This is a genomic window from Paraglaciecola sp. (assembly GCF_039943935.1).
Classification (GTDB): Bacteria; Pseudomonadota; Gammaproteobacteria; order Enterobacterales; family Alteromonadaceae; genus Paraglaciecola.
Genome location: NZ_JBDUZQ010000009.1, coordinates 144,388 through 157,513, shown reverse-complemented (window position 1 = coordinate 157,513; position 13,126 = coordinate 144,388). Strand labels below are relative to the sequence as shown.

10 protein-coding genes are annotated in these 13,126 nt (G+C 40.2%); 7 read left to right on the top strand and 3 right to left on the bottom strand.

Features of this window, described 5'->3' with window-relative positions:
* Positions 1–51 precede the first annotated feature (51 nt).
* The 7 genes from ABJD71_RS05525 (at position 52) to ABJD71_RS05495 (ending at position 10,805) form a co-directional block, all read left to right on the top strand.
* Positions 52–1,302: an HlyD family efflux transporter periplasmic adaptor subunit gene (locus tag ABJD71_RS05525; RefSeq protein WP_348165783.1), complete on the top strand. Its 1,251-nt coding sequence runs from the start codon at positions 52–54 to the stop codon at positions 1,300–1,302.
* A gap of 67 nt (positions 1,303–1,369) precedes the next feature.
* Positions 1,370–2,074, top strand: coding sequence for an ABC transporter ATP-binding protein (locus tag ABJD71_RS05520; RefSeq protein WP_348165781.1), 705 nt, complete (start codon positions 1,370–1,372; stop codon positions 2,072–2,074).
* A complete protein-coding gene (locus ABJD71_RS05515) occupies positions 2,071–4,500 on the top strand; it encodes an ABC transporter permease (RefSeq protein ID WP_348165778.1) in 2,430 nt (809 codons plus the stop codon). Before ABJD71_RS05520 ends, ABJD71_RS05515 begins: the two co-directional genes overlap by 4 nt.
* 2 nt (positions 4,501–4,502) lie before the next feature.
* Entirely contained in the window at positions 4,503–6,632 is a 2,130-nt protein-coding gene (locus ABJD71_RS05510; RefSeq protein WP_348165775.1) for an ABC transporter permease, read from the top strand.
* A gap of 10 nt (positions 6,633–6,642) precedes the next feature.
* Positions 6,643–7,950, top strand: a complete 1,308-nt coding sequence (locus tag ABJD71_RS05505) for an ABC transporter permease (RefSeq protein ID WP_348165772.1) — start codon at positions 6,643–6,645, stop codon at positions 7,948–7,950.
* Positions 7,887–9,083 (top strand): FtsX-like permease family protein, encoded by a 1,197-nt coding sequence (locus tag ABJD71_RS05500; RefSeq protein WP_348165921.1) that lies wholly within the window; start codon positions 7,887–7,889, stop codon positions 9,081–9,083. The genes ABJD71_RS05505 and ABJD71_RS05500 overlap by 64 nt, the downstream gene beginning before the upstream one ends.
* Positions 9,084–9,395: 312 nt before the next feature.
* Complete coding sequence (locus ABJD71_RS05495; RefSeq protein ID WP_348165769.1) at positions 9,396–10,805, top strand: aldehyde dehydrogenase family protein; 1,410 nt, start codon at positions 9,396–9,398, stop codon at positions 10,803–10,805.
* Positions 10,806–10,846: 41 nt separating this feature from the next.
* Here ABJD71_RS05495 and ABJD71_RS05490 read toward each other — a convergent pair whose 3' ends face one another.
* The 3 genes from ABJD71_RS05490 to ABJD71_RS05480 all read right to left on the bottom strand — a co-directional run bounded on the left by ABJD71_RS05490 (position 10,847) and on the right by ABJD71_RS05480 (position 13,125).
* Positions 10,847–11,521: a YitT family protein gene (locus ABJD71_RS05490; RefSeq protein WP_348165766.1), complete on the bottom strand. Its 675-nt coding sequence runs from the start codon at positions 11,519–11,521 to the stop codon at positions 10,847–10,849.
* A 208-nt stretch (positions 11,522–11,729) separates the two neighbouring features.
* Positions 11,730–12,506, bottom strand: coding sequence for a transcriptional repressor AgaR (gene agaR, locus ABJD71_RS05485; protein ID WP_348165763.1), 777 nt, complete (start codon positions 12,504–12,506; stop codon positions 11,730–11,732).
* A 121-nt stretch (positions 12,507–12,627) separates the two neighbouring features.
* Entirely contained in the window at positions 12,628–13,125 is a 498-nt protein-coding gene (locus tag ABJD71_RS05480) for a TlpA disulfide reductase family protein (RefSeq protein ID WP_348165760.1), read from the bottom strand.
* Between the last annotated feature and the right edge of the window lies 1 nt (position 13,126).

Sequence of the window (13,126 nt, the reverse complement as noted above, 5' to 3'; positions counted from 1 at the left end):
CTAGCATCACTCGATTTTTTATATCGAGATAAAATCAGTTAGGGGAATAGAATGGATATAGCGAAGGCCAAAAAATCGTCTTCTTTACCGTTAAGTAAAGGCAACATCATAATCGGTTTAAGTGTTGTGATTGGTGTACTTGTATATTTTGCTATGGGCAAAAATGGTAGTGTATCCGTTGACCGTGAAAATGTGCTAATTGAGTCCGTTCAACGGGGGGATTTAGCCGTTTTGATAGAAGGTTACGGCACCTTAACATCAGATAAACAACAATTAATCACGTCATTTTCAGCGGCTACTGTGAAAGAAATTGTCTTAAAGCCGGGCGCTACAGTGAATACAAACAGCGTAATTGTTCGCCTAGAAAATCCAGAGTTGGTACAACAGCTAGAGAATGCTGAGCAAGAGTTAATTCAAACCAAAGCTAATTTACGCCAATTAAAGTTGAATAATCAGCGAGAAAAACTCAATGAATCGGCGAATTTAGCCGAGATCACTGCCAGTTTTGATACAGCTACGCTAAGAAGAGTGGCCGAAGAAAAGCTAGTTGAGCAAGGTATCGTTTCCCAGCTGACCTTCCAGCAAACAGTGTTAAATGAAAAACAACTCAAACAACGTATTGCCATTTTACAAGAACGCACCGAACAGCTTGATTTGGTACATGAAGAGTCGGTCAATATTCAACAAGAGCGAGTTAAGCAGCAACAAGGGCGTTTAAGCATTGCCCAATCACGTTTGGATAAATTAACGGTAAGAGCTGGGTTTGACGGCGTGTTACAGCGTTTGTCGGTAGAATTAGGACAAAGCCTTACAGCAGGTCAAGAGGTGGCTTTGATTGGCAGCGTGACAAGTCTTATTGCGCTTATTCAGGTGCCACAAAGCCAAGCACAGCTTATCACTGTAGGTAAAGAAGCTATCATTGATACCCGCCGCGACAAAATTGAAGGCGTGGTAAGCCGGATTAATCCTGTTGTAGAAAATAACACAGTAGAAATCGAAATTGCGTTACCTAATGTACTCCCCGCCAGTGCTCGGCCACAACTTAGTGTGGATGGCGTTATTGTTGCTGACACTCTGCAAAATGTTAATTACATCAAACGTCCAGCTGGTGCTAAATCAAATACGGGAGCATCACTATACCGCTTAGATACCCCACAACGTGCCACCTCACAAGATTTACGTTTTGGCGTGCAAGCTGGGCAATTTATTCAAATTCTATCTGGCGCATCGGCTGGCGAACAATTCATTATTTCGGATTTGTCTAATATGCAAACGATCAGCGAAACACTGAGTATTAATTAAAACCGTTCAAATATTTTAATCATTAACGTAATAAATTAACCATTAAGAAACTTACAGGAAAGCACTTATGAGCGATATTAAAATTCAAATGAAAAACATCTCTAAGGTTTTTGAAACAGATGAGCTTGAAACCCATGCTTTAAAAAATGTCGATATCACTATTAAATCTGGCGATTATGTGTCGATTTCGGGCCCTTCTGGTTGTGGTAAATCGACTTTATTATCCATTTTAGGTTTATTGGATATGCCTTCTGGTGGTGAATATTTCATTGAAGGAACCAACGTGACCGATTTGTCTCTCGATGAAGCCGCAGAAATTCGTAATAGTAAAATTGGGTTTATCTTTCAATCGTTTAATTTGATTGATGAATTATCAGTTTTCGACAATGTGGCCTTGCCACTGCGTTATAAAACGAAAGTGCCCAGCAATAAAGAAATCACAGACCGCGTGCATGAGTGCCTAGCGTTAGTCGATATGAGTCACCGTACAAGTCATAAGCCAAACCAACTATCTGGTGGGCAGCAACAGCGTATTGCTATTGCTCGTGCGCTTGTGGCCAACCCCGCAATTTTGCTGGTGGATGAGCCCACAGGTAACTTGGACTCTAAAAGTGGCGATCAGGTGATGGACGTACTAGAAAAACTAAACGACAGCGGCACCACTATTTGTATGGTGACGCACGACCCTCGTTATGCGGATATGGCGAATATTCAGCTTAAGTTATTAGACGGTTCCATATTGACCACACCTGAGTTGAAGGAGGCAGTATGAGCCAGTTCTTCTACCGGCAAAAACAAGCGTGGGTGAGCCTTAAGAAGAAAACAGGCTTTGTAGCCACAGTGGTAACGACTATGGGCACCACGTTAGGCGCATTATTATGTGTGCTGACTCTAGGCTACCTCCTGATTATCGAGCCTTTGCCTTACCCTGAGCAAGATAAATTATATAACGTGGTACATCATATTGGTGATAAAAGCGGTGAGACAAATGCCTCCTCGTTTACGTACCCTGGACTTATTCATTTGTACAAAAATCAAGATGTTTTTGATAACGTTGCGCTTATCCAATATGGGCAAGATGTACTCACATCTTTGCCTGACCAACCTACACTCAGAACGGGGTACGCTACGCCAGAGTGGTTCCAATTGTTAGGCGTGACAATGCAGATGGGACGACCTTTTGAAAGTACAGAAGCACTAGATACATTTAATCCTGTTGCCGTGCTGAGTTATAAAACATGGCAAGAAAAATTTGCATCGGCTCCTGATATACTTGATAAAAAAGTCTCTTTTAGCGGAGTAAGTTACCGGGTTATCGGCGTGTTAGGGAAAGACTTTGTTGAGCCTCAAATAAAGCAAACTGGGCGTGATGCAGGTATATGGTTTCCATGGGATTATAACCTTGATGTGAGTTTTAAAGAACGCTGGGGGAATATCAGTGGTGCCTTGACCTTTGTGGGTAAATTAAAAAGTACGTTAAGTGCAACACAAGCAGAACAAATTATTACACCACTGGTGAACGATACATGGGTTGAAAATGTTGCTTCTGTTGCGTTTTTCAATGGCTGGTCAATTAATATAGAGCTTGATTCTTTCCAAACTGCCATAGTGGGAGACAGTCAAAATACCGCATATAAATTATTAGCGGGGGTCATGGGATTGGTGCTCATTGCTTTTGCTAACATCGCAAATTTGTTTATGTCTCGTACAGCAGAGCAGCAAAGGCAACTAGCCATTTATGCAGCCCTAGGCGCTAAAAAATCTCATTTGTTTCGTAGTTTGCTGGCTGAGTCAGGATTGTTGATGTTTCTTTCGTTATTGCTGGCACTCGTTATTGCGTCTTTGGGGTTTTCTTTACTACAAACCAACTTGGCGTCTGAGTTACCCCGCATCAATGAACTTGGGTTAGATTTTATTACCTTTGCTGCATCGATCATTTTGGCGTTTTTATTTGCACTGTTATTTGCTTTTCTCAGCAGCAAAATGATTAATTACCGAGCACTAAATTCTATTCTTCAGTCTAGTGGTAAAGGCACAGGGGTACAGGTTTCTAAGCGTTTTAGGCAAGGGCTTATTGTGAGTCAAGTGGCGATAGCAACAGTACTGGTGTTTGCCAATATTACCCTGTTTAAAGAAGCCATTGATACGATCAATAAACCTGCTGGATACAGCGTAAACAATATGACACAAATGAGTTTATCAGTGTCAGCGCCAGAACTTCCTGCGCAAGAAGAAGTTGCCGCCACAATGATTGCGCTCAAAAAGAGGCTTTTGGCATTACCTCAAGTAGAAAGTATTTCACATTCAGGCTCGGTTTTAGATGGTTTTGGTTTATGGGCGTTAACCGCAGTAGCGACAGGAGAAAATTTCACACCTGAGACGACAGGTGCAAGTTACAACTATTTTACCATGATTGGTCAAGAGCTACTAGAAGGCGATTATTTCAGCAAAGCTGATGTGTCAGACCAAAATCGTGTGATGATAGTTAACGATGAATTTGCCAAACGTCTAAACCCAAATGGGAGCCCGATTGGTTTGCAGCTTTCCCCTGGAGCCGGACGAGATCCATTTACAATTATAGGTGTGGTAAAAGGGGTAAGAATGCCTGCCCAAAGTGACATACCAATGCGTGTATATATCCCAGCTAGGTTAAGCAGCACTCAAATGACATTAAAGTTACGTGATGGACAAAGTGTGAGCCGCACAGAAGTGGTGACGGCCATTAGTAGCGTGAGTAATTTGTATGCGCTGTTTAGTTTACAAACGTTAAATAGTCAGAAAAAACGCAGATTATTTACCCAGTATACTACAGCGGCTACTACCTCTGTGTTGGCTACTGTCACTCTGTTTTTAGCCAGTGTTGGCCTATACGGTATCTTGAGCTATGGCACTCAAATGCGCCGTTTTGAGCTAGGCACTCGGATGGCTATTGGCGCTAAGCGGAAGGTTTTAGTGGGACTGATAGTTAAAGATAATGGATGGGTAATTTTACTCGGTATTGCCTTAAGTGTGGTGATGATACTGAGCGTTTACATAGGCTACAAAGATATATTGTCTGCTTATATGAATATAGATGCGTTACCTTTGTTTATGATAACCGTATTATCTATCGTTTTACTGTCACTCTTTGCTTGTTATTGGCCACTGCGTCAATACATCAACCGCCCGGCAATTCACTCGTTGCGTGGTAGTGACTAAACGTGAGCCAGTATCTACATTGGCTAAAACAAGCTTGGGTGAGCCTTAAAGGCAAACCTGGGTTTGTTGCAGCTGTTGTGACGACTACGAGCCTAACATTGGGCGCCGATATGGCACTAGGGCGAGGGTTTGAGTCAACAGAAGCCCTTAATACTCACAACCCCGTCGCAGTACTGAGTTACGAAACTTGGAAAAATGAATTTGCACTTGATACCGATATCTTGTCAAAAAAAGTACAATTTAAAGACATCAGTTATCGAATTATAGGTGTGCTCAGCGATACATTCGTTGAACCTCATATTTATGGTGTGGGCAATAAATCCGGTGTTTTTTTACCGTTTGATTATAACTCTGTCAGTCTAAGTGAACGTAAAAAATGGGGTAATGATGATAGCGGGTTGATGGCTATGGGTAAGCTAAAACCTAATCAACCTTTAGCTCAAGTTGAACAGCAACTCACTATGCTAGTTAGTGATAACTGGCAACAACAGGTGGTAGGTCACGCATTTTTTAATGGGTGGAGCATAGGCATTAAACTCCACTCTCTAAAATCGATTATTCTGGAAAATAGTCAGAGCACCGTTTATTTGTTAATTGCAGGTGTGTTTGGTTTGGTGTTAGTCGCCAGCACAAATATTGCCAATTTGTTTATGTCGCGAACGGTACAGCGTAGCCGGCAAATCGCTATTTGCGCAGCAATCGGTGCTTCTCGTCGGCATATATTTAACATGTTGTTAGCGGAATCAGTTTTGCTGGTAGGGCTATCTAGTTTAATTGCTTTGTATATTGCCTCTTTAGGGTTTAAAGGCATGCAGCTTTATCTAAACCACTACTTACCAAGAATTGACGAGTTGTCATTACATTTCAGTACCCTTGCTTGCGCCTCAATTTTGTTGGTCGGATTTGCCCTGTTTTTTGCTTGTTTAGGCATGCGAATGATTGATTACCGTGTTTTAAATCAATCGATACAAAGCACAGGAAAGGGCACCGGTGTGCAAGTATCGAAGAGCTTAAGGCAGGGTTTGGTTTTGTGTCAAATCGCTGTAGTGACTCTATTAGTCTTTATTAATATCGTGTTGTTTAAAGAGGCGGTTATCACCATTAATCATCCTTCTGGATTTGAGACACAAGATAGGTCTTTTATCGTACTGTCTTTACCATCGGTAAGTGAAGCTGAGCGAGCCGGACTGGTGGCACATGTTGCTGATGTAAAGAGTAAATTAGCCGCATTGCCCCAAGTAGATGCAATAAGTCAGTCTATGGCACCTATGCCTTTTTTTACTCGGGCATTGAGTCGCTTGGGCGGTAAAGAGCGTTATTCAATTAAAGCGAAGGATGTCGATCACTCTTATTTTCAGTTGATTAACCAGCCGTTGCTTGAAGGTCATTATTTCACGGCTGCAGATGTTAAAGGTAGTAATAAGGTCATGATAATAAATGACGTATTTGCCCAGCAACTTGCGCCTAATGGCAGTGCCGTTGGTTTGAGTTTTGATAACGGTGCCACTGTTATCGGTGTGGTGAAAGGTATACTTGTACCAGCACAAAATTACATTCCCCCTCGTTTTTATTTCCCTGAATCACCCACACGAAACATGTTTTTAGTGAAAACCAAAGTAGGGCAGGCCATTACACCAGAGCAAGTGGTGAGCGTTTTACAACAAGTATCCAGCGAGTTGAAACTCTTTAGTTTGTCTACCCTTGATTCCCATCGTGTTGACCGTTTGTTTGGCCAATACACCACCGCCATAACGACAGGTGCTTTAGCGGTCATTACTTTTCTATTAGCTGGTATAGGGCTGTACGGAATATTAAGTTACAGCACCCAAATCCGCCGATTTGAAATTGGCACTCGGCTAGCCATAGGTGCCAAGCGTAGTGATGTTGTAAAACTTATCGTTAAAGATAACGCATCGATGATTCTACTGGGAATATTAACAAGTGTATTGGTATTGCTGGCACTGTATTTAGGTTTTAACGATAACTTAGATAATTACCTCGGTGGCAACTTAATCATCGCATTTGTACTGACCGTTGTACCCATAACCTTGCTGTCTTTATTTGCCTGCTATTGGCCATTACGCAAATATATCAATCAACCGGCTATTTATACGCTACGTGGTAGTGATTAAGGACTTATTTATGGATCAAATACCTTATTTATTCAAACAAGCTTGGGCAGGCCTTAAGACAAAATCGGACTTTGTGGTTAGTGTAGTTGTAACCTTAGGAGTAACTTTAGGTGCATTATTATGCGCAGTAACACTCAACTATTTGTTATTAATTGAGCCTCTTACTTACCCTGATCAAGAGCGAATAGTTGTCGTCGAACATCGAATTGTGAATGCTGAAAAAACAACGAAAAAGGTTGCTTTTAGTTACCCAGGTTTAGTGCATTTATATAAGAGCAATGAAGCCTTTGAACAATCGGCCATGATGTACTTTGCGCAAGATGTCATTACATCGACAGAACAGCAACCTTTGGTAAATGTCACTTTTACGACACCAGAACTACATCAATTTCTTTCGTCTTCAATGGCTATTGGGCGAGCCTTCGAAGAGTCTGAGGGGCTGAATAAAGACAACCCAGTAGCGATACTAAATTACAACACATGGCAACGAGAGTTTTATGGTCGCAAGGACATTTTGGCGCATAAAATTACCATAGGTGGTGTTAGTTATCGTATTGTAGGCGTTTTGGCTGAGGAGTTTGTCGAACCAGAATTGTATGCAATTGGTAGAAAAACGCATGTTTGGTTGCCTTGGGACTTTAACCATGCTGCCAGTAAAGACAAGGAGAGCTTTACTAATATTACTGAGAATTATCGGTATGTTGGACTTTTGAAAGAAGGCTTTTTTAAGGAACAAGCACAGATGGTGTTAATGCCTAAAGTGAGTGATCGTTGGCAAAAAGGCGTTGCGCATATGGCCTTTTTTAAAAATTGGTCAGTGATAGTTGAAGTGAGGCAACTAAAGGATGTCGTGCTAGGAAATAGCAGTTCAATATCAATCATGATATTAATTGGTGTTATCGGATTAGCGCTAATAACCTGTCTAAATATTTCCAATTTATTTATGGCTCGCATAGCGGAAAAACAACGCCAATTGGCTATTCAAGCTGCTTTAGGTGCGACTAAGGGACATTTATTTAAAGCAATATTCGCCGAAGTTAGCATCTTATTGTTTATGTCAATATTTCTTGCTCTTGTTGTCTCTCAAATCGGTTTTAATATTATGCAGCGGTATTTAAATGCAGTTTTACCTCGTATTGAAGAATTAACATTAAGCATAGTTACTTTTGGGAGCGCGATAATTTTATGCATAATGCTAGCTTTGATTTTTTCCAAATTGTCTTCCAATTTGGTTAACTACAAAGAACTAGAGAAATCTCTGCAAGAAGTGGTAAAGGGAGTGGTATACAAGTATCCAAAAAATATCGTCAAGGGGTAGTTACTAGCCAAATCGCACTTGCAACTGTTTTAGTTTTTGCCAACGTTACATTATTTAAAGATTCTCTAGAAAAAATTAATTCGCCTATCGGTTTTAATACAGAAAACTTGGCAACGTTGATCCTGAATTTTAATGCACCGCAACACCCCACTCAAAAAGAAGCAATGCCGATAATGGCTGAGATATTGGAAAGGCTAAGATCATTGCAACAAGTCGAGTCGGTAGCCCAAGGAAGCACGCCGTTGGATGGATTTAGTTTTAAAGCTCTTACTGTTAATAATGAGCAGTTTACACCATACCGTAAAATGATAGATGAGAATTACTTCAACTTGATAGAACAGCGATTAGTACAAGGAGACAACCTCAGTATAACTGATCGCTCAGACAACAGTCGTTCAATGTTAGTTAACCAAGCATTTGCTAATCAACTCAAAATACACGGAGATGTTATTGGAATGCGCTTAACGTCAATAAATGAGCCTGAGTATAAAATAATTGGAATTGTAGAAGATATCAATATCCCAGGAGAAACCACAATTGGAAGTGGCGATGCTAGCGTTCCACGAATGTACGCACCCAACACATTGAGTGAGCAGACCTTTATTTTGAAACTGAAATCAGGCCAAGGCTTAAGCCGTGAAGCACTGGCTAAAGTTATTGGAGAAGTGGATAAAAGGTATTCTGTTTTTGATTACATTATAGCGTCAGAATCTCTTACCAAAAGGTTATTTATAGACATCACCACCGTTGTAACAACCTTAGTTTTAGCATTTATTGTATTGGTTCTAGCGGGTATCGGAATATATGGAGTTTTGAGTTATTCCACGCAAATGCGCAAATTTGAGCTGGGAACTCGTATGGCTTTGGGCGCAAAGCGTAAACATATTATTGGCCTTATTTTAAAAGACAATGCTTGGGTTATTGTCATAGGTGTGACGAGCAGCATAGTGGTGATGTTATTACTTTATATTATTTATCAAGAGCAACTTAGTAACTATATCGGTTTGGAGTTGTTAGGGATGTTCGCCCTAACGGTGGGTTTTATCATTTTACTGTCACTTTTTACCTGCTATTGGCCACTGCGTCAATACATCAACCGTCCGGCAATTCACTCGTTGCGTGGCAGTGATTAGCAGGTTTACCTGATGCCCCGATACCGATAGGAATGTATGAATTTTTTATCATTTAAAACATTTGCTAATGTTAGTTAAGTTAGCTAATCAATAAGCTCAAAAAATCCCTAGCACTTTATAGCTTTTACGCAGTTATACTTTTTTTATGGAACAATTAGAGAATAAACAAGGATAAAGATGAAATACCTGCTTTTAGCTTTATTAGTTTTACCTATTTTAAGTCAGGCAGAAGCCCTGTAAAAGCTGAATTTTATCTGCCTAACGATTTGGGTTAACATGGTTTCTTAAATGCACTAGAGACAAAAGCTAGCTATGTTGACCGCCTCTTCTTCTCGAAATAACACCACAAATTTATCTCTAATAGGCCCAAAAATTGAGGGCTTGCGTCAGACGTTTGCTGCAGGCCATACAAAAAATATAGCGTGGCGTATTACGCAGTTGCAGCAGATCAAAAAACTTGTTGTTGAACAGCAAGAGGCAATATTACTTGGGTTGCAAAAAGACTTAGGGCGCTGTGATATGGAGTCTTGGACGGCAGAGCTAGGAGGCGTGATAAGCGAAGTAGAGCATACGGTAAAGCATTTAAAAAAGTGGATGAAACCCCGTAAAGTTTCCACTCCAGTCGTGACACAGCCTGCTAGTAGTTATGTGTTGCCCGAGCCTTTGGGAAGTGTCCTTATTATTGGTGCTTGGAATTATCCAATATTGTTAGCGTTGGGGCCTTTAATTGCGGCTGTGAGTGCAGGTAATTGTGCATTAATAAAACCGTCTGAATTATCACCCAATACATCAGCTTTAATAGCACAGCAAATTCCTAAATATTTGGATCAACAAGCCGTTGCAGTTGTGGAAGGTGCAGTAGATGAAACTTCTGAGTTACTGAAGCATCAATTTGATCACATTATTTACACCGGCGGAGAGCTCGTAGGCAAAGTTGTGATGCGCGCCGCAGCTGAGTTTTTAACCCCTATTACCCTTGAACTTGGTGGTAAAAGCCCTTGCATTGTGGACAGCAATACAAACCTTGAGGTCACAGCCGCACGAATTGTGTGGAGTAAGTTTATGAATGCGGGGCAAACTTGTGTGGCGCCTGACTATGTATTGGTAGAAAAGTGTTTTGCACCTCAGTTAATTGAGGCTATAAAGGTAAAAATTGAAGCATTTTATAGCGCTAATATTTCTGAAAGTAATGACTATGGGCGAATTGTAAATGGTCGACATTTTTCTCGTCTTGTTACCTATCTAGAAGGGCAAAATATAGTCTATGGCGGTGATAACGATGCTGATTCAAGCTATATCCAGCCTACCATTGTGCTTGATCCTGCTGTAGACAGTCCATTAATGGAGCAGGAAATTTTTGGCCCTATCTTGCCCATTATCACCCTTGAAAACATTCAGCAGGCTGTACCTTTTGTCACTAAAAGAGCAAAGCCTTTATCTTTATATTTATATACAAAAGATAAGAATTTTGAGCAAGTTGTACTAAAGCAAACCAGTGCGGGCATGGTGTGTATCAATGATGGTTTTATGTTTGCTGCTAATCCTAACTTACCCTTCGGGGGAGTAGGTGCGAGTGGAATGGGGGCGTACCATGGTAAAACAGGATTTGATAATTTTAGTCATTTAAAAACGATTATGAAGCGAAGCTTTTGGTTTGATATCCCGCTTAGGTACCCACCTTTCACATCAAGTAAATTTACACTTCTTAAAAAACTGCTATAGCTAAAAATGTAATAGGCGACCATTTCATCAAGCTATTCTAGTTATTGTGTAGAAGAAACGGCGGTGTCTTTTTCTGACTTTAGAATTGTCTTATTATTCATTTTTTTAGGTAACGTATAGGCTTGATAGCGGCCAGGTTTATGGTTTACGGCTACTAATAAATTTAAGGTAATCGCACCTAAAATGGATAAAAGCACCAAATCAAAACTAAATAGAAGCATTGAGGATAGTATAATTGTGGCGTCTACTATCAAACCAAAGTTTCCTGCGCGAACATTAAAGCGATTTTGCAAATATAGGGCGAGAATTCCTAACCCTCCCAAACTTGATTTGTGCCTGAACATAATGAGTACGCCCATACCAATCATGATCCCTCCCACCACGCTTGAAAAAATCGGGTCTACATTTGAAATATCAATGAAAGTATCCATTTGCTCTGTCATTACAGATACGACAGCGACAGATATAAAAGTATTGATAGTGAAACGTTTACTTAAACGAGTCCAAGCAATGTAATAAAAAGGTAGGTTGACTAAAAAAAATAACACACCAAAATTTAGGTTGGTAAGGTGGGTGGTAATAATCGCTATACCAGCGGTGCCTCCGGTAAGTAAGTTATGCTTACTAAATAACATGATCCCAAAAGATACCAACACACCCGCACAAAACAATGCGATTAAATCTTCATAAAACTTATGTGTTGGAAAATTCATCATGTTGCCTTTCATTGGAGTGATGTTTAAGGGCGCGGATTTTACACAAAGCGTCGTGGTTGAATAGCCTCCCCCTAGAGATAGGTAAGGGAGTTTTTAGCTGAAGTGTATAACTTTCTTTACGAATTACTGGTTAATAGTGGCACTAAAGTGATTTTTAGTCTGATAGCATTTAACCATCTAAATGCTCCCTGTTTGCCATTTAAAGAATTTAGATTTCTACAATTGTGACTTCTATTCCTAGTCTTTTTAAGCCATCTAAATAGTCTTGAGGAATGTTTTGATCTGTTACTATCCGACGAACACCTGCAGGCTCTAAAATTTTATGAAGGCAAACTTGGCCAAATTTTGAAGAGTCAGTTACAACGATCACTTCACTCGCTACCCGGCACATTAGCTTGTTAAGTAGAGCTTCTGCCTCAAAATGAGTAGTTATCCCTCGTTCCATATGGAAGCCGTCTACTCCTAGAAATAGTTTATCAACATGCAAGTCTCTTAAGGTGTTCTCAGCACAACTTCCAAAAAAAGACTGGCTCTTACGTCTAAGGGTGCCGCCAAGTAGCATGACATTAAGCTTTTCATGATGAGACAATTCATTCAAAATGTTTAAGCCGTTAGTCACAATAGTTACATTTTCTTTATTGGCTAAGTGAGTGGCTATTTGTAGCGTAGTAGAACCAGAATCTAAAATGATAGAGTCGCCATCTTTAACTAAGTCTGCTGCTACCGTTCCTATGCATGATTTTTCTTCAGCGTGTAAAGTTTGTTTATCATTAACAGTGACTTCTGTTTCAATTATGCCGTTTTCTTTAAGCATCGCACCACCGTATGAACGAGTGGCAATGCCTTGCTGTTCAAGAAACCTCAAATCTTTTCTGATGGTGACAGTCGACACGTTATATATACTAGCTAGGGCAGGCACTTGAACACTGCCTTTATCTTTAAGCATTTTAGAGATTTCTACCCGTCTTTGGCTAGTATCACGCATTAAAACTCCTTATGGTTCTTTCGATGTTATATGTTTTAGTCGATATGATACTCACAGTGAAACTTTTATTCAATAAATGCTTTCACTTTGCTTAACTGTCTTTCAGGTTTATAACGTTAAATTACATTTCAGCAATTAGTTTCTGTAAAACTGCTTCAATAAATGGTTTATGGTTTGGTTTAAACCCTCTATGTATAAGTCTTACGTTTCCTTTGGCATCAATAAATATACCAGTTGGCATGGCGTTAACACCGTAGGCTTTGTCAACACTGGTACCAAAACCATTAAGGTGCCCAAAAGACACAGGGTATTGATGCAAAAAAGCTTCTGCAAGCTGGGGATCTTCATCTAGGTTAATCGATACAATTTCAAACCCTTGTGCATTGTAGTTTTGATAAAGCTCAGACAGAATAGGGAAAGATGTTCGACAAGGGCCACACCAAGAGGCCCAAAAATCCAGATACACCACTTTTCCTGCAAAATCGCTTAGTTTAACAACATTTTCATTATGCATAGATGATAGAGAAAAATTTGGAGCGAGATCACCAGCCTCCAACGCATTCACCTGCTTGCTAAGTCCTGCACTAGTAAACATAATTAATAAGATAACTAACTTCATA